Source organism: Leptotrichia sp. oral taxon 218 (assembly GCF_018128225.1).
Classification (GTDB): domain Bacteria; phylum Fusobacteriota; class Fusobacteriia; order Fusobacteriales; family Leptotrichiaceae; genus Leptotrichia.
This window is the reverse complement of the sequence record NZ_CP072377.1, coordinates 111,438-129,917: the sequence shown is the minus strand read 5'-3', so window position 1 is coordinate 129,917 and position 18,480 is coordinate 111,438. Positions and strand designations below refer to the sequence as shown.

At 28.3% G+C, this 18,480-nt stretch carries 20 protein-coding genes; 1 reads left to right on the top strand and 19 read right to left on the bottom strand.

Going from position 1 to position 18,480, the window contains the following annotated elements:
* Nucleotides 1–3: 3 nt before the first annotated feature.
* The 14 genes from J5A73_RS00660 to J5A73_RS00590 form a co-directional block, all read right to left on the bottom strand.
* Nucleotides 4–279 carry an ACT domain-containing protein gene (locus tag J5A73_RS00660; protein WP_094079336.1) on the bottom strand — a complete coding sequence of 92 codons (276 nt, stop codon included), beginning with the start codon at nucleotides 277–279 and terminating at the stop codon, nucleotides 4–6.
* 164 nt (nucleotides 280–443) lie between these two features.
* A complete protein-coding gene (locus J5A73_RS00655) occupies nucleotides 444–1,133 on the bottom strand; it encodes a lipopolysaccharide assembly protein LapB (protein WP_211615725.1) in 690 nt (229 codons plus the stop codon).
* A gap of 235 nt (nucleotides 1,134–1,368) precedes the next feature.
* Nucleotides 1,369–2,352: an FAD-dependent oxidoreductase gene (locus J5A73_RS00650; RefSeq protein WP_211615723.1), complete on the bottom strand. Its 984-nt coding sequence runs from the start codon at nucleotides 2,350–2,352 to the stop codon at nucleotides 1,369–1,371.
* Nucleotides 2,353–2,470: 118 nt separating this feature from the next.
* Nucleotides 2,471–2,875 (bottom strand): DMT family transporter, encoded by a 405-nt coding sequence (locus J5A73_RS00645; protein WP_249069316.1) that lies wholly within the window; start codon nucleotides 2,873–2,875, stop codon nucleotides 2,471–2,473.
* Nucleotides 2,876–3,039: 164 nt separating this feature from the next.
* On the bottom strand, nucleotides 3,040–4,287 hold the full coding sequence (locus J5A73_RS00640; protein WP_211615721.1) for an RNA-guided endonuclease TnpB family protein: 1,248 nt from the start codon (nucleotides 4,285–4,287) through the stop codon (nucleotides 3,040–3,042).
* Nucleotides 4,288–4,702: 415 nt separating this feature from the next.
* Nucleotides 4,703–4,819, bottom strand: coding sequence for a MarR family transcriptional regulator (locus J5A73_RS00635; RefSeq protein WP_211615720.1), 117 nt, complete (start codon nucleotides 4,817–4,819; stop codon nucleotides 4,703–4,705).
* Nucleotides 4,820–4,854: 35 nt separating this feature from the next.
* Nucleotides 4,855–5,229, bottom strand: a complete 375-nt coding sequence (locus tag J5A73_RS00630; protein WP_211615718.1) for an EamA family transporter — start codon at nucleotides 5,227–5,229, stop codon at nucleotides 4,855–4,857.
* 86 nt (nucleotides 5,230–5,315) lie between these two features.
* Nucleotides 5,316–7,379: an ATP-dependent DNA helicase RecG gene (recG, locus tag J5A73_RS00625; RefSeq protein WP_211615716.1), complete on the bottom strand. Its 2,064-nt coding sequence runs from the start codon at nucleotides 7,377–7,379 to the stop codon at nucleotides 5,316–5,318.
* 19 nt (nucleotides 7,380–7,398) lie between these two features.
* Nucleotides 7,399–8,196 carry an energy-coupling factor ABC transporter ATP-binding protein gene (locus tag J5A73_RS00620; RefSeq protein ID WP_211615714.1) on the bottom strand — a complete coding sequence of 266 codons (798 nt, stop codon included), beginning with the start codon at nucleotides 8,194–8,196 and terminating at the stop codon, nucleotides 7,399–7,401.
* A 51-nt stretch (nucleotides 8,197–8,247) separates the two neighbouring features.
* Nucleotides 8,248–8,775: a hypothetical protein gene (locus J5A73_RS00615; RefSeq protein ID WP_211615712.1), complete on the bottom strand. Its 528-nt coding sequence runs from the start codon at nucleotides 8,773–8,775 to the stop codon at nucleotides 8,248–8,250.
* A gap of 39 nt (nucleotides 8,776–8,814) precedes the next feature.
* Complete coding sequence (locus J5A73_RS00610) at nucleotides 8,815–9,627, bottom strand: hypothetical protein (RefSeq protein ID WP_211615710.1); 813 nt, start codon at nucleotides 9,625–9,627, stop codon at nucleotides 8,815–8,817.
* A 180-nt stretch (nucleotides 9,628–9,807) separates the two neighbouring features.
* Nucleotides 9,808–10,644 (bottom strand): energy-coupling factor ABC transporter ATP-binding protein, encoded by an 837-nt coding sequence (locus J5A73_RS00600; RefSeq protein WP_211615708.1) that lies wholly within the window; start codon nucleotides 10,642–10,644, stop codon nucleotides 9,808–9,810.
* Nucleotides 10,629–11,378 (bottom strand): energy-coupling factor transporter transmembrane component T, encoded by a 750-nt coding sequence (locus J5A73_RS00595; protein ID WP_211615706.1) that lies wholly within the window; start codon nucleotides 11,376–11,378, stop codon nucleotides 10,629–10,631. The genes J5A73_RS00600 and J5A73_RS00595 overlap by 16 nt, the downstream gene beginning before the upstream one ends.
* A gap of 64 nt (nucleotides 11,379–11,442) precedes the next feature.
* Nucleotides 11,443–12,027: an ECF transporter S component gene (locus tag J5A73_RS00590; RefSeq protein ID WP_211615704.1), complete on the bottom strand. Its 585-nt coding sequence runs from the start codon at nucleotides 12,025–12,027 to the stop codon at nucleotides 11,443–11,445.
* A 452-nt stretch (nucleotides 12,028–12,479) separates the two neighbouring features.
* Between J5A73_RS00590 and J5A73_RS00585 the strand changes: the two genes are divergently transcribed.
* Nucleotides 12,480–13,184, top strand: coding sequence for a hypothetical protein (locus J5A73_RS00585; RefSeq protein WP_211615702.1), 705 nt, complete (start codon nucleotides 12,480–12,482; stop codon nucleotides 13,182–13,184).
* Between the two features lie 98 nt (nucleotides 13,185–13,282).
* On the opposite strand, the gene J5A73_RS00580 is transcribed toward J5A73_RS00585, so the two are convergent.
* From J5A73_RS00580 to J5A73_RS00560, 5 genes are all read right to left on the bottom strand, one after another.
* Nucleotides 13,283–14,263 carry an SPFH domain-containing protein gene (locus J5A73_RS00580; protein WP_211615700.1) on the bottom strand — a complete coding sequence of 327 codons (981 nt, stop codon included), beginning with the start codon at nucleotides 14,261–14,263 and terminating at the stop codon, nucleotides 13,283–13,285.
* Between the two features lie 119 nt (nucleotides 14,264–14,382).
* Nucleotides 14,383–15,078, bottom strand: coding sequence for a PspA/IM30 family protein (locus J5A73_RS00575; protein ID WP_211615698.1), 696 nt, complete (start codon nucleotides 15,076–15,078; stop codon nucleotides 14,383–14,385).
* 61 nt (nucleotides 15,079–15,139) lie between these two features.
* Nucleotides 15,140–16,192, bottom strand: a complete 1,053-nt coding sequence (locus J5A73_RS00570; protein WP_211615696.1) for a hypothetical protein — start codon at nucleotides 16,190–16,192, stop codon at nucleotides 15,140–15,142.
* A gap of 152 nt (nucleotides 16,193–16,344) precedes the next feature.
* Nucleotides 16,345–16,767 (bottom strand): hypothetical protein, encoded by a 423-nt coding sequence (locus J5A73_RS00565; protein ID WP_211615694.1) that lies wholly within the window; start codon nucleotides 16,765–16,767, stop codon nucleotides 16,345–16,347.
* A 226-nt stretch (nucleotides 16,768–16,993) separates the two neighbouring features.
* The gene (locus J5A73_RS00560) at nucleotides 16,994–18,412 is read right to left on the bottom strand and encodes an NADP-dependent glyceraldehyde-3-phosphate dehydrogenase (protein WP_211615692.1); all 1,419 of its coding nucleotides are present in this window, start codon (nucleotides 18,410–18,412) and stop codon (nucleotides 16,994–16,996) included.
* Nucleotides 18,413–18,480 lie beyond the last annotated feature (68 nt).

The window sequence follows — 18,480 nt, the reverse complement described above, 5'->3', positions numbered from 1 at the left end:
AAATTATATTCTGTGCATTGTTTTAAAAATTTCTTCATGCTGCAAAAATACTTTTACTCCGATTTTTCCTTCAAAAACTTTAAATTCTTCCTGCAATTTTTTAATATCTACATTCTTTTCAACTTCAACTAACATTATCATAGCAAAAATATTATCTTCAAAAACTTTTTGAGTTATATCAATAATATTTAATTTTAACTCACTTAATTTTGTTGATACATTTGCAACAATTCCTGTCTTATCCGCTCCAATAACAGTTATAACAATTCTCTCTTTCATTTTCAGTCCTCCATTTTAAAATCCAAATTATATATGTTAAATTATCGCATAATTTTAAATATTTAGCAAGTAGAAAAATTTACACTTAATTATTATTTGAATATTGTAAAATAATTTATGATAACAACTAAAAACTTTTTATCTTTAAAATTTGTTCAATTTTATTAGTATCCTGCCTGCACTAGTTTTCTATAGACTTCTTGAGCTTCTTTAGTCATTGGATCATTTTCATTTCCTAAATCTATTACCATTTTAAAATATTTCTTAGCTTTCTTATATTTTTTTTGTTTTTCATATAAAGACCCCAAATTATATGTACCTCCAAGATAACCTTTTTGACTAGATTTTAGAAACATTTCTTCTGCTTTTTTTTCTTTATTTTGTTGTCTATATAAAACTCCTAAATTGTTCATAGCTAGTTCATCTCCCTTTTGAGCTGCTTTTAAATACATTTCTTCTGCTTTATCATATTTTCCTTGCTTATAATATAAAAGCCCCAGATTGTACATAGCATCAGAATTGCCCTTTTTAACAGCTTCTAAATACATCTTTTCAGCTTTATCAAATTTTTTTTGATCTTCATATAACATTGCTAAATCTTTCATAGCATTATCATTTCCCTTTTCAACGGCACTTAAATAAATTTGTTCAGCTTTGTCATATTTTTCTTGTTTATAATATAAATTACCTAAATAATTCATACCTTCAACATTACCTTCTTGAACAGCTTTCAAAAACATCTCTTCAGCTTTTAAATAATTTTTATTTGCATAATACAATTTTCCCTCTTCTAAGTATCCAGCTTTTAATGCAAGCGATACGATAATTGTTCCCAATAAGATAAGTTTTTTCATTTTAAATAATCTCCTTATAATCAATTTTTTATATAAAATTACATTAATACATTTATTATATATTATTTTTTATTTTTGTCAATAATTAAATAAAAATTAAAATTTAGGTATACTGAATCTGTAAAAATTTAAAACGAAATAAAATATTTAAAGTAAATTTTTATATTATTAGAAATTTTATCAAAAAAAAAAAAAAAAAGACCTATGAAAAACTTCATAAGTCTAAAAAATTTTATTAATATTTTGAAATTAAATAATCAAATGCAGAAAGTGCTGCTTTTGCTCCTTCTCCCATTGCAATAATTATTTGTTTTCGTTTTACATTTGTAACATCTCCAGCTGCAAAAATTCCTTCTAATGAAGTTTCGTTAGTTTCTGGATTTATCACAACTTCCCCCACTCTATTCAATTCAACTAAATCTTTCACTATTTCACTATTTGGAGATAGTCCTACTTCGATAAATACTCCGTTTAATTTCAAAACTTTTTCTTCATTTGTATCTCGATTTTTATATTTTAATTTTTCTACAAATTCTGTTCCCAAAACTTCTGTAGTTGCTGAATTTAAAATTACATTCACATTTTCACGCTGTGCCAATTTTTCCTGCAAAACTTTGTCAGCTTTCAATTCTGGCATAAATTCAATTAAAGTGACATTTTTTGCAATTCCTGACATATCAAGCGCAGCTTCCACACCTGAGTTTCCACCACCAATTACAGCAACATCAAGTCCCTTGTAAAAAGGCCCATCGCAAGTTGAACAGTAATGCACTCCTTTTCCAACATATTCAGCTTCCCCAGGAATATTTAGACTTCTAGGTTTTGCACCAGTTGCCAAAATAATAGTTTTTGTCTTATATTTTTTCCCGTCATCAGTTACAAAAACTTTATCTTTTCCATCAATCGAAATTTCTTTTACAACATGCCCTTCTTTAAACGCAACTTCATATTCTTTCAAATGGCTGTGTAAAGTTTCAGCAAATTTGCTTCCAGTTGTAGACACAGTTCCTATAATATTTGCAATTTCATTCGTATCCAAAACTTGTCCTCCAACTTTTACTCCAACCATCGCAACAGCTAATCCTTTACGAGCCGCATAAATTGCACTAGAGACCGCTGCTGGTCCAGCTCCAATAACAGCCACATCGTAAAGTTTATTTTCGTCAATTTTTTGTAATTTTCCTTCATCTAAAACACCTAAATTCAAGCTAAAGTCCATTTCTTACCTCCAAATTTTAATTTTTAATTTTTTATATAAAATTATTCTAATTTTGTAATCATTATAATTAATTTTATAATATTTTTTCAAAAAAGTCAAATTTTTTTAATTATAATTTTTAAATTTCTGACAAAACTATCGAAAATAAAACTATTCCAGCTCCAATAATTACCTTCAAGCTTAGAATTTCGCCTAGCAAAAAAAACGCAAAAATTGGTGCAAATAAAGATTCTGTTGACATTAAAAGTGAAGCTCGTGTCGAAGTTGTAAATTTTTGACAGACTGTTTGCAAAAGTGTTGGAACTATTGTGGAAAATATTGTCAAATAACCGACTGAAATCAGCGCCATTCCTTTTAAATCTGAAATTTCTTTAGGATTTGAAAAAATAAAAAAATTTACTACAAATAAAATTCCAGCAAATATCATTTGCAAAAAAATTAATTTTAACGGCTCAACTTTTCTTGAAAAAAATCCAGTTGTTGCTATTTGAAATGCAAAAAATACTGCACTTATTATTGTCAAGATATCTCCAAAATTAATGTCAGACAAATTTAAATTTTTATCAAAACTTATGACTCCGATTCCAATTATACAAATAATCGAACAACTGAACCTCCCACGACTAAAGTCGCAGGGTTCTAAAATCTTTAAAAATATTTAAAAATTTTCTAAGAAGTTTGATAGCTTTACACCACCCTTATTCTTTTAGGTGTGTTCAGTTCACCTCTATTGTATAGGACATTTAAGTCCACAACTTTACTTTTTCTTAATATATTTAATGCTCCATTACAATCCGCATTTATGATTTTACCTGTGCTTGTTTGATATAGTCCTCTTTTTATTCTTTTTCCACTGAATATATATTCTTTTTGATTTTCTTTATCATATATTGGAATTTCATCTCCATCAAAGAAACTTGCTTTTGATGTATAACTTTCTTCTTGCAGTTTAAATTCTATTCCATATAGTTTACATAGATATATTAATTTATCTCTTAATTTTCCATATGGTATATTTACAAAGTTTTGATTATTTATACTTCCTATATTTGAATTTCTTTGAAAATTCTCGTTATATCCTAGAACTATTTTTCCTATATCATTATTAAGACAATAATTTACAATTATTCTTGCTGATTTTGAAAGATAATCATTTATACGATTATTTCTCTTTCTAGCTATTCTCTTTTGTCTTAATGTTGTTCGCTCAATCTTTTGCTTATCTTTTATACTTTGTAATTTTGCATTTGTCTTATTATAGTATTGATTTATTGATTTTAATTTTCTACCATCTATTATGAATGAAACTCCAGTATTTGTAACACAAGTACAAAGATTATCTATACCTAAATCAATTCCTAGTACATTTTCTTTATTTAATTCCCTTTGAATTTCTTCTATCTCATAAGTATATTGAATTTCAAAGTACCTAGAATGTTGTTTTGGTATTATTCTAATTTCTTTTATCTTCTTACCTTTCAATACTGGTGGCAGCTTAATTTTAACTTCCTGATGAGTTTTCTTAAACGAATTTGAATAAGGAACTATCAGAATATCATCTTTTAATCTAACAAAACCTATAACAAGAGTTATAAAACCATCTTTATCAAGATATTTAGGTAATTTTATATCTTTAAAATTATATTGACCATTCTTAGCAAGTTTCAAAAGTCCAAAAAATGATTTGAAACTTCCGTCTACTTCTTTTAGAATTTGTTGAGCCATATTGGAATTTAACTTCTTATAGTTCTCACTATTTTTAAGCATCTTATAGTTTTCGTTATAACTTAAATACTTTTTATTTTTAAAATAGTATTGTCTAACATTGTATGTAGCCTGATTCTTTAAATTCTTAGCTATATGGCACAAATATTTTAAATTTCTAAACTCCTTTTTACTAAGATGTTTTACCTGTTGTTTTAAAGTTAAATACATAGATATCACCTCCTTTTCATCAGAGATATTATACTATATATCCTACATTTTATCTATTAAAAAGTAATATTTTTTAAATATTTTTAAAGTTTTTAAAACCCCACAACAGCGGGAAGCGTCGTTCACATAAGTGCGCTACTACTTATGCAGTTCTCTCATGAACTTCTTGTTATCTCTAACAAGCACAGACTATATCTTATCCATATCCTATTTCAAGGACTTAGGCGAAACCACTTCCAATACCTATCGCTTGTATTGTACTCCCCTCACGAGGGATAGCCGTTGAACTTTCCTTTTCAGGCTTAGCTGCTGATTGTCTATTATCATAATGTTTAGGATTTAACCTTGCACCATCTAGTATATTTTTTCTGCTTTCGCCACCATCACACTTATACCATATATTATTACCTAGGTATTATGTTGTGGTCATACTAGCTTTAAGAGTTCCCAGCAATTCAGTTTCTTTGTTGCACGGTTTTGCTCCGTGTCTACATACAAGTTTCCCTATATGCTTACTAAAATTTTCGTACAATTCATCTCACGACTAAAGTCGCGAGTGTTCTTGCACTATTTAATAAAAGTCATTATTTTAGGCTTTTTTTTATGTAAAATCCAAAAGATATATGGCACGACGATCACATTTATCGAAGTGAAAAATGCGTTTTTACTAGCCGTCGTAATCATTGCGCCATAAGTTTGAAAAGCGTAGCCCAAAAATTGAAAAGTACCGACAACAAGTCCAGCAACAATATCTTTTTTCCTAAATTTTTTCATCTTTTTAAAAAAAACAAAATAAAACAAAATTCCACCGACTAAAAATCTCAGCGCCGATAGATAAAATGGATTAATTCCCGTATTTAAACCGATTTTTACAAATACAAACCCAAGTCCCCATAATATTCCGACTATTAACAGCCCAAAATCCGCTACATACTGTTTCACAAAATTCTCCTTATTTTTTATTTTTTTGACAAGGGATAAAGACCCTTTTCTATTATAAAAAACACTATTTTTTTATAATTTTACTCTTATTCTGCACGAAAAAACTTTTTATAAATATCCATTTTCAAAAACTCATTCTCAATTTGCCCATTATTTTTTTCCAAATACCAAATGACAAAATCGTGAACTTTTTTAATTTCTTTAACATTTCTTACAATATCAGTAAAAACCATATCTGACACACCGCTTTGCTTTATCCCCAAAATTTCTCCAGAATTTCTCAGTTTCAAATCTTCTTCTGCAATTTTAAAACCATCCGTTGTACTTTCCATAACTTCAAGTCTTCTTGCCGAAACTTCATTATTCGTTTGAGATTCCAAAAAACAATAAGATTTATGGCTTCCCCTACCAACACGACCTCTTAACTGATGAAGTGACGAAAGTCCAAATCTTTGTGCATCCCGAATTACCATAACTGTAGCATTTGGCACATTCACTCCAACTTCAATGACGGTTGTCGACACCAAAATATCAATTTTATGATTTTTAAACTTTTCCATAACTTCCTGTTTTTCCTTATATTTTTGTCGCCCGTGAATAATATCTATTCTTCTATTAGGAAAAATATCTTTGTATTCTTCAAAAGTTTCCTGAGCCGATTTTACATTCAAAGTTTCACTTTCTTCGATTAGCGGTGAAACAATATAAACTTGTCTTCCTTTTTCTATCATTCTGTCGATAAAATCATACATTTTCTGTTTTTCAATTTCATCTTTTATCCATTTAGTCTTAATTGGAGAGCGACCGCTCGGCAATTCATCAATTATTGAAACATCCAAATCTCCATAAATCGTAAGCGCTAAAGAACGGGGAATCGGAGTCGCACTCATAACTATAAGATTTGCCAGATTTCCTTTATCTCTTAGTAATTTTCTCTGTCTTACTCCAAATTTATGCTGTTCATCAATTACAATTAATCCAAGATTTTTAAAAACCACATCTTCTTCAATTAAAGAATGCGTCCCAATCACAATATTCACAAGTCCTTCTTTTATCTCATTAAGTAATTTTTCTCTTTTTTTCCCTTTAACACTTGCCGTTAAAAGCTCAACTCTTATGTCAAGTTTTGAAAATTCATCTATAATTCCCAAATAATGCTGAATTGAAAGAATTTCTGTCGGCGCCATTATCGCACCTTGATAGCCATTTTCAATCATATAGAGAAGAATTACAAATGAAACAATTGTTTTTCCTGAACCGACATCACCTTGAATAAGTCTATTTACAATTTTTCCAGCTTTTAATTCTTTATAAATTTCCGTTATCACAGTTTTTTGTGCTTTTGTAAGTTCATAAGGTAAATTTTTTATAAATTTTGAAACAAGACTTTTTTTATCTTCTAATTTATAAACATTTTTATTATTTTTTTCACTTTGAAATCTATTTTGCAAAATCCCCATTTCCAAAAGCAAAATTTCTTCAAACATAAATCTTTTTTGAGCTTGTTCTTTTTTCTTTTCATTTTCTGGAAAATGAATATTTAACATTGCTTCTTTTCTGCCGATAATTTTCTCTTTTTTCAAAAATTCATTTGGCATATTTTCATAAAGCAAATATCCATAATTATTTAGTGCATCCTCAATAATTTTTCTTATTGAAATTTGTCTTAAAGATTCTGTTGACGGATAAATTGGCAAAATTTGATTTTCTTTTTTTATTTCAAAACTTTTTTCATCAATTTTTTTATATTCAGGATTTATAATTTGCATTTTCATCCCTTTTTTAACTTTTCCGTAAACCATAATTTCATTTCCAACTTTTACATTGCTTTTAACATACCGATTATTAAACCAAAGAAGTTCCATCATTCCAGTCTCATCACTCAAAACCGCCGATACCATCACCATTCCTCTTTTAGCAAATCTACTTACAATATTTACAATCGTCCCTTTTAAAATGACAAATTCCTCGTCCAAAACTTCGTTTATCTTTTTATAATTATCTCTATTTTCATAAGCTCTCGGAAAATGATAAAACAAATCATAAAGTGAAAAAATTCCTAATTTTTTTAATTTTGGAAGATTTGTTTTTGTAACTCCTTTAATTTTTATTTCATCAATATTTTTGTAAAGCAAAGAATATGAACTCACACTCTCACCCCCAGTAAAACTAATAACTTTCCACAAATTCTTCAATTGACAAGACATTTTTATTTAAATCAATTTCTCGTGCCAAGTCACTTATATATGGCTGTTTTAACATAGCCTTATTTAAAACTTCCAAATTCCAAAAAATCTCTCTTTTATTTCCGTCAGCGATTATTTTTCCATTTGTCATAACAACTATTCTGTCAAAATTATTCACAACAAATTCCATATCATGCGTAATTGTAACAATCGTTTTCCCTCTCTTTTGCAATTCATCAATCAAATCATGCAAAATTTTCATTCCTTTAAAATCTTGCCCTGCAGTCGGTTCATCCATCACAATCACCTCAACATCCATCGCTATCACAGCCGCAATCGTAACAAACTTTCTCATCGAATATGGCAAATTATACGGATTTTCCTTTGAAAATTTTTCCAATTTTGTCAATTTCATTGCATCTTCCACTAATTTTTTTATTTTTTCCTCAGAAAACTTCAATTTTTTTGCACCAAAAGCAATTTCATCATAAACATTGTTATGAAAAATTTGATCCATCGGATTTTGAAAAACATACCCAACCTTTTTACTCATTTTTGCTACGGAATATTTTTGTGTGTTCCACTCATCGACAATTACATCACCACTAGTCGGTTTCAAAAGTCCATTTAACATTTTTACTAATGTCGTTTTCCCAGCTCCATTTTGTCCAATAATTGCTACTTTTTCTCCTTTTTCAACTTTAAAAGAAATATCATTAAGTACATTTTCTGTACCATTAGGATATTTAAAACTCAAATTTTTTACGGTAATAAAATTCATAATTGCCTCTCCTTCAAAAATTTTATTAAACAATTATCTTTAATAATTATTCTATTGTTCCAGCTCTTCTTTTTTCTTCTTCATATATTCTGTAACTACTCTAAAACTAAAAAAAGTCCCAAATATTATAAAAGTTACTGATATTATTAATAAATTTCTGTAAAAAAATTGTTGATTAAAAATTTCATTTAACGAATAAAAAAACTCTGCTGTAAATTTTGTTTTCTTAGCTGAACTTATAAAATATGCCAGTTCAGTCGCATTTCCAAGATAAATTGTTATAATTGCTGGAATATATGCGAGAAAAAGGGCTGACAGTAATTCTTTATTTGAAGGCTCTTTCTTTTCTTTTGGTGCAAATCTGCTTCTACTATTATCTTTTTCTTTTTCAAAATTTTTTTTATCATATCTATTTAATCCATATGTCCAACCACTACATATCCCTAAAAAAATCAGCGCTTCAAAAAAAGGTATGTATTTATTAACAAATATTTTAAAAAGACAGTATAGGCAATAAACAATTGTCATTACAAAAAATAACAAAATAATTCCTAATAAGCCTGACAAGCATCTTTTCATCAAAATTTCCCTTTCTCACTTTCTAAATTTTCTTATTTTCTAATAGAATTTAGGATATTTTTTATCAAAATTTTCTATTAATTTTTTTAATAAAATTTCCTGACAAATCACTGTATTTTTAGCTTCAATTTCAAGAATCGTATTCTTTTTCAAATCACTTACTGTAATTGTGCCAATTTCAAATTCAATATTATAATTTTCCCAATCATAAATCTCATTATCAAATGTTACAGACTTATTCGATACTTGTATTTTAGGAGAACTTTCAAAAATCTGAGTCAATTCCTGTAATCCTTCTTCACTTGAAAATAAAAATTTATTTTTCACAAAACCTTGATTTTGAAATGGAAAAATCTCAACTCCGCCATTTTCAATATTTTCTACTGCTTTTGAAAAATTTTTTTCTAAAAAACATTTTTGAAATACTGAAAATAAGTCATAATCATACCCGCTTCCATCTATCTTTTTCCAATTACCACCATCAGGTTTATACAAAATTTTAGAAAACTTCTTCATTTGAAATACTCTATTATCCTTAAAGAAAAAATATTTTAAATTTTCATAATACACTTTCTCTTTTTTGAAAATAAAATAATCATCATAAAATTCTATATTAGGAAATTTATTTTTATAATAAAAAATAAATAATCCATTTAACAAGATAAATAATATAAATAAGACTATTGAAGTCGAAACAGAAGATACGCTAAATCCTTTTTCTATTTCTTTTTTAACTGTGAAAAGCAACATTATATCCAAAAATATTAAAATTCCTAAAATTTGTATTCTCGGTTTGGAATAAAATATTGTCCAGTCTATTTTTATAATTTTTTTCAGTTTCCCTTCTTTCATAAAATCCCTTTCTCTTCCAGTAATTTTTGATAAATCTTAAAATTTTCATTTTCAAAACATACAAAATTTACTTTTTCTATAAAATCTCTTTTCTCCAAATATTCTATCACAACATTAATAGCTATTTTTGCATCTAAATCTTTTGGAAATTTATAAATTCCTGTTTTATTTTTTATTACTTTATTTTTTCAATAATTCCACTGTCTTTTCCTTGGTTATGGGAATTTCTTCAAACTTTGCTTTTCCTGCCTTTTCAAGTTTATAAGCAAGCATCGAATACTGTGTCATTCCAATTCCCTTTTCCAATAAACTTTTATTATTTAAAACTTCACTAGCTTTTCCGCTCAAAATTATTTTTCCTTCATCCAAAACTAAAATTTTTTCGGCATATTCTGCAATCAATTCCAATTTATGCTCCACTAAAATTATCGTTTTCCCTTTTTTAGCCATAATATTTATTATTTTGAAAATATCCTGCGTTCCTTTTGGATCAAGCTGTGAAGTAGGTTCATCAATTACTAATATTTCAGGATCCATCACAATGATTGAAGCTAATGCAACACGCTGTTTTTGTCCTCCAGACATCTCTTGCGGATTTTTATCCTTCAAATGCTCTATCTCAAGTAATTTTAATGTTTCATTTACTCTTTTTATTATTTTTTCCTTTTCAACTGCAAGATTTTCCAAACCATAAGCAATTTCTTCAAAAACTGTATCTTTTACTCCGCTAATTTGTGTAAATGGATTTTGAAACACAAAACCAATTTTTGTCACAAGTTCTTTTGGACTAAAATCTTTCAAATTTTTCCCATCAACTACAATTTCTCCAGTCACTTCTCCCTTGTAAAAATCTGGCACAAATCTTCTCAGAGCATTACAAAGTGTCGTTTTTCCACTTCCATTTTTCCCAATAACTGCCCAAAACTCACCTTTTTCAATCTTCAAATTCAAATTTTCCAAAACATTCTTATCTTCCAGCGGATATTTATAACTAAAATTTTTTATTTCAATACCCATAAAATCCTCCAAGCAATACATAAAATTAAAAAAATCACAAGTATCATTTTTATAATTTTGTCATTTTTTGTCTCTTCTAATTCGTCCAATATCGTTCTTTTTTCTCCTATTGAAAAACCTCTCGCTTCCAGCGTAATCGCTCTTTCTTCTGTATTTACAATCGAACCTAGCACAAGCGGAATAAATACAGGTAAAAGCGCTTTAAATCTAACGAAAACATTTCCTTCAGTTTCCACACCTCTTGAACGCTGTGAATCTAAGATTACACTTGCCTGTTTTCCCATTTCTGGTATCATTTGTAAAGTCAAAAGTAAAATGAATGCCATTTTAGGATTAATTCCTTTTTTTTCCAGTGCAGTTATAAAATCTTTTGCTGGTGTTATTAAAATAAGTAATGTAATCGGTGTTATAATAGCCCATAATTTTGATGTTACAGCAATTGCTTTCAATAGACCTTTTTTATAAATTACAAAAATCCATATTTTTGCAAATACTTCATCTGACACAAATAATAAACTTTGAGCTAAAAATATTACTAAAGTCAATAAAAATAAGCTTAAAAAGGCTCTTTTAACATAAATTCCCAATTTTCCATATAAAAAGGCAAATATTCCACAAATTACAAAAAGTAAATATCCATAAATAGTGTAAGGAATGATAAATCCTGATATTATTAGTGTCAAAACTAAATAAAACTTTGTCAGCGGATATAAATTTTTTAAAAAATTATTCATATTTTCTCCATTTTTCCCATTAAATTTTTTCAAGAGATAAATTCTCTATTTCAAAATACAATTTTTATTTTATATAATTTTCTCCATATTTGAATTTTATCAAATATCTATCTGACATGCTTTTTGCAATTAAAACAGCAATAATTATTGTCAATGACTTGTCCATAATCTCTGACACAAAAGTTGCCGCTATTACAGAAAAAACTTCCCCAAATCCTAATTTTATTAAAGTTGATGCAACAACTCCAGTTCCATCTGGTGTAATTCCTTTATAAACCAAAAGTGTAATTACTGTATTTGCAACAACAGTTGTTATAGTTAGTGCCAATATTAACAATATAATTTTTACAACAATATTTTTTATTTTTAATTTTGTAAGATTTCCAATAACAACAGCAATAAGTATTCCAACTGGTAAAAATGCTAAATTTACTGGATTAAATCCACCTGTTGCAATACTCGTAATTACTGCAGTTACCGACCCCACCCATGGTCCTGCAATAAGACTGATAAATACTGTCCCAATAGCATCTAAAAATAATGGTAATTTTAGAGAACTTGCAATAAAAGAACCTGTGAAATTAATAGCTACCGCCACAGGTATTAACAAACTTGACATTAAAGAAAAATCATTTTTTAAACTTTTCATTTCTTTGCCTCCTTAAAAATTTATTTATATATATTCTAAAACATATTTGTCAATATTTCAACCTTTTTTACAATATTTATTTAAAAAATACGAAATTAAGCGAATAAATTATGAGAATTTGAATTTTTTATAAATATTTTATTTTATGAATTATAATAATAACTTTTGAAAATTTTTATGAGTTATGCCAAAACACTCCCGATGCAAGGAATGAGATGAATGACATATTTTTTGGCAACGAAAAAATTTGAAATAGTTAAATACATATGGTATAATAAAACTGGTTTCGAACCGAGCCAACAGGACGCTAATGTTCTTAGTGGAGAGCTTGTCCATTAAAGTCTTAAGGAAATTAGCTAGTGGTTGAATACTAGATATTCAAAAGAAACTAAATAGTACTTAAGAATCTCACAACTTCAGTCGTGAGAGGTTCAGAAAAAGAAAGGGTATTTATGATGGAAAATAACGATGTAGAAGTTTTCACTAAAGAAGAAAAAACTCACGAATTTTTAAAAAAAGAAAATATTTATAAAAAATTTTATAATTATAAAGGAATTAAAGCACTTCGGATTTTTTTGAAACTCTCCAAAGAAAAAGGGGAAAATAGTTATAATTTATATGAAGATTTGAAAAAAGATTTCCCAACTTGGAATTTTATGAAAGTTTTGAGTTACGAAAAGATAAAAAATAGTCCATTTTCGGTAAAAACTTTAGTTTGCTCGGAAAATGTAGATAAAACTTTTTCAGGAAATTTTGTCGAATATTCAAAATATTTGATAAATGAAAACGACAAACAAAAATTTTTTGAAGCAATTGACTTATGGTATAAATTTGAATACACATTTTTACAAAAAAATTATTTTCATACAGATTTTAATCTAAATAATTTTATGATTGACCCAAAGACTAAAAAAATTGTTTTTATTGATTTTGACGACATAAAAAAAGAACCACACTTTAAGAAAAAACTCCTTTTGACTCAGTCAATCCGAAGTTTTGATGCAACTTTAAAAGACATTCTTTTGAGCATGACAAATATGAAAATTTCTGATAAAAAAGAAATTTTAGACAAGTTTAAGAGCGTTGTCAGTCATTACGACATAAAAATGAGACCAAAAGATATTGAGCACGAAAAAAGAGTTTTAAACGAAAAATAAATTTTTTTGATAAAAGAAACTGCACAAAAATCTTAAAAATAAGATAAAAATGCAGTTTTTTTATTTTTTATTTTAATCAAAAAATTTATTAGAAAATTTTAGAACAATTTTGTTCCACATTCAGGACAAAATTTCGCACCATTTGTTTTTGTCCCACAATTTGGACAAAATTTTGGGACAGTTCCGTTTGAAGTATTTTCTTGTTGTACATTATTATTTGAATTTTGATTATTTACACCGTTATTATTCATCTGATTGACCATTTGCTGTCCCATCATCATTCCCATTTGCATCTGAGCCATATCTCCTGCGACACCGCTTCCACTTCCATTTGCCATCGAATCAGCCATAGCCATTTGGGTATATCTATTCACATCGCCCACCATACTTTGAGCTGCCGCTTTTTCTTGCATCTTTTTAATTTCTTCTGGATAATTAAAACTTGAAACCGCAAAACCTGTCATCGCAAGTCCGATTTTTCTCATTTCCAAATCTAAGTCCGTCTGAATTCCAGAACCTATTTCAGAAGCGTTTGCCTGAAGATTGAACATATCCTTTCCTTCTCTTACAATCCACTTCATCAAAAGCTGGTCTAACATCGACAAAACTCTCTCTTTCACATCTTCAATCCCAAATTGCTGTTTTATTCCTGCAATTTTTTCAATCAAAACTTGATTGTCGTCAACTTTGCAAGACATTGTTCCAAAAGCTCTTATTGGCATTCCACCAGGAAGACCTGCAGCTGGAATACTTATCGCATTTTTAGTTCCCCATTTTATCGTAACTTCTTTTGTATTGACAAATATCACTTCTGCCCTAAGTCCTGAATTAAACCCAAATTTAAAACCCTTCAAAGTCGACAAAAACGGTATTATTTCCGATTGAATATCATATTCGCCATCATCTTCAAAAACCCCTTCAATTTTTCCATTATGTAAAAAAATAGCATCTTGCCCAGGTTTTAGTATAAGTTTTGAGCCTTTTTTAATTTCGTTGTTTGACCATTTCCAAAAAAGTGTATCTTCGTTATATTCGTACCACTCTATCACATTTGCCAATTGTTTCCCAAATAGTCCCATTTTTATTTCCTTTCTAAAAAATTCAATTAATTTTTATAAAATTTTTTTATTAAAAATAAAATTTCTTCTTACAAATCAAATAAATAATATTGAAGAATTAATAATACTATTATTCAAAATTATAATCCCAATTCTTTTTTCATTTTTTCCAATTCTTCGTCAATTGCTGAAGATCCTTTATTTTCATCTGAATTTTCATCGTCATATTTTTTCATCAAATCTTCAACTTCATCTTTTTTAGGTGTATTCAATTCTGCTTTAGCATTTGCCTCATCAAGCATTTTATTCGCTTTTTCTTCCATTCTTTCAAATGCCGATTTATTTCCGTTAAGCCCTGACGCTGAAGTCATCGAATTCACTTTTTCTGTTGTCTTTGCAATTTTTAATTTTGTTTTTATTTCTGTTCTTTTTTCTGATAATTTTTGAATATCATCCGCCAATTTATCATGCATTTCTCTCATTTTTGTAGAATTTGCCACCGCTATTTCGCAATCTTTTTCAAGTGCTTCAAGTTTTGTAGTCAATGTTTCTTTTTTCTGCAAAAATAATCTTGCATCGCTTTCATTTCCAGCTTTTAGCGCCTTTTTAGCATAATTTTCCATTTTTGAAATTTCTTCTTTGCACTCTTCAACTTTTCTCTTAGCTGAACTTTCAACTGCCATAACTGCCGCTGTTTCAGCTTTTACACTCGACAAATCTCGCTCCATATTTCTCAAATATTGGTCAATCATCTTTTCTGGATTTTCCATTTTATCCAGCATTGAATTTACATTTGCAGCCATTATATCTTTAAATCTTGTTAAAATATTTGCCATTTTTATTTCCTCCGTTTTTTATTATTTTATTTTGTTTTATTTTATTTTTATCTTTTATTTTTTATTTTTTCAAAAAATTATAAATTATTATTGCGACAATAATTCCTGCCAAAATAGCTAATATTATTTTTACCACTGATTTTGGATATTCTCCAGTTATTGCTCCATTTTCGCCATTAATTACGACTTGATAAGTTTTTTTGTCGTATAAATATGATGTCGAATACACAGGAAGCATTAAAAGTCTGTAATATTCGTTGTACCATCTCACTCTCATTCTTATATCTCTAACATGATCATAATTTCTTAAAACATCACTACTCGCCAAACTCTCCAAAGTATTTCTCATCACATTTTTTGCTTGTTCATATCCATCTCGCATAGGCACTTTAAAAACTTCAGAGCTAAATCCCGCTAAATATCCTGAATTAAATTTTATTGTGCTTTCAACACCAAATTCAGGTAATTTATTTAATAAATTTCTCTGTAAACTTCTACTTCCTGGTACAACAACATCAATAAACTCATTTTGTATATTTCCACTGACTGGATACCAATCTGTTATTGTCCTTGTATAAGTTTTTCCGTCTTCTTCATATTCTTCCGTCCTGTCAATTCCACCTTCTGCAAAATAATCACAGTCCGCATCGTTGTCAAAAGACCAGTAAGGTAAATAAATTCCCATTATTTTCCCAGTTTGATAAAGATTTTTTAACGCGTTCGGTGCAAACCATCTCTTCTTTATCCAATTTGAAAAAATCATTTTAACTTCTTTTTGCTCTATTAAAAAAGGTCGCAGTCCATCTGGCTCCAAAATTGACATTATTTTCTCACTCACAACGATATTTGATCCACAATAAGGACAATTTGTCGAAGCTTTTTCCGAACTTAATTCTATCGTCGCACCACAAGACTCACATTGAATAATTGTTGTCTTTTCTTCAGGAATTTTTTTTAAATTGTGTTCATATTCATTTAAAGCGTGTCTTTTAGACGACATATCCTTTGGCAGTACCACTTCATTTCCACAATTTTCACATTTCAAATTTTGTGATTTTGGGTCATATTTCATCACTCCGCCACAATTTTTACAAGTGAAATTTTCATTTTTCATAATTTCTCCATTCTTTTTTTCTGAAAATTTCTGAAATTTTTAAAATAAATTATAAGTTTTATTAATTTTTTTATCTTAAAATATTTTATTTAAATTATACCATAATTTTTTTGATAATTATATATTTTTTTATTTTTAATTTAAAATTTTATTTAATTTAAAATTTCTTGACAAATCATTTTGTTTCCATTTTTTATCAAAATAACTTTTTCTTTTGAAATTTTAATTGAAATTACTCCGTTAGAAAAATATTCTCCAGATGCATCGTCTTTTTTATCCAGCTGGAAACTCTGTTTTTTTGCGATATCTGTAATTCTTGCAACTTTTGGCGTCAAATAATCTAACTCAAATATTTTTTTATCACATTTAAATGATCTTGTATAAATTGCTTTTCTTTTGTCATAAATCATTTGATTTTTTTTAATTATATTTTTTTCTCCATCAGCAGTTTTTTTTATCTCTTTTCTTATCTCTTCAATTCTTCTTTTAGCACTAACACTTTTTGCTCCCAGAATTCCACAAAATAAAATTGCCAGTCCAAAAAATAAAATTACTTTTTTATTTTGAATTCTCATACATAATCCCCTACTTTCTTTTTACTTTGTTAATATTCTCAAATATATTTTAGTATATTTTTTTAAAGTACAGAAATTAATTTTTTTATTTTTTTATTTTGATAATAAAAAAAATTTTAAAAAAAAACTGTTTTAAAAAAGTTTTAAACAATTTCAAAACAGTTTACTGATTCTCTCATGGCTAAAGCTATAATTGTCAGACCTAATTAATAAAAATTATTTTTAATTAGTAATCAAACACAATTGATTTTATTTTTGTCATGCTTTCAATACTGTATTTAATTCCTTGCACTCCAACTCCAGAACCTTTAATTCCTAAAAATGGGAAATTGTCAGGTCCTCTTTGAGTTTTGTTATTTATATGAACTGTTCCAACTTCAAGTCTTGATGCAATATCAAATGCTTTTTGATAATCTTTTGTAAATACTGAAGATTGCAATCCATATTCAGATTCATTACAAATTTTAACAGCTTCATCCAAACTTTTTACTCTTATTATCGGTAAAACTGGTCCAAATGGTTCTTCCCAAGCGATTTGCATATCAAGTGTCACATTGTCAAAAACAACTGGCCACAACAAATTTTCTTCCATTTTTACTGGATTTAACGGAATTGCACCTTTAGCTAGAGCATCTTCCATAAGTCCTTCGATAAAATCTGCCGCTTTTAAATCAATTAAAGGAGTTATATCTGCATTATCAAATGGATTTCCAACTGTAAGTTTACTTACATTTTCTTTAATAAGTGAAGCTAATTTGTCCGCCACCTCTTCGACAACAAGCACTCTTTTAATCGCAGTACATCTTTGTCCAGAATAACTGAATGCACCACTTACAATATCTTTTGCGGCTTTTTCCAAATCGGCATCTGCAGCGACAATAGCTCCGTCTTTTCCACCTAATTCAAGTAAAATAGGTTTCATTCCAGCTAATTCCCCAATTCTTTTACCAGTTTTAGTACTTCCAGTAAAATTGATAAAATCTACATTTTTATGTTCAATCAAATAATCTCCAATTTCAGAACCTTTACCTGTAATTGTATTTAGTACTCCTGCAGGAAGTCCAGCTTCTTTAAACGCCTTTGCTAACATAAGTCCACTTATTGCTCCTTGTGTTGGCGGTTTAAACAATACGACATTTCCTCCAATTAAAGCTGGTGCTATTTTTGAAGCCGATAAATTTACTGGATAATTAAATGGCGCAATTGCAAGTACAAGTCCCACAGGTTCTCTTCTTACCATTGCAACTTTTCTGTTACTAGCCGCTTCAAAACTTCCACCTTCGATTATTTCTCCAACTGTTCTAAGTCCTTCTTCAGCAGAATATCTAATCAAATCAGCCGTTCTCACAACTTCTCCAACTGCTGACTTATACCCTTTTGCAACTTCTTTTGTCAAAATTTCACCAATTATTTCTTTATCTCTTTCCAAAATGTCCGCCGCTTTGTATAAATATCTCGCTCTTTCCACAGCTGACAAGTTTCTCCAACTTTCTAAAGCTTTTTTTCCAGTTTCCATTGCAATATCTACTTCTTCCTTGGACATTGATGGAATTGTACCAAGTTCCTCATTGTTTATCGGAGAATAAATTGTAATTTCTTTTGCTGAATGTACCCATTCCCCATTTACTAAATTTTGATATTTCATAAAAACCTCCTTATTTTTTTATTTTTTTGTATTTTATAAATCTCAAAATCTAATTGAAGTTATATTTT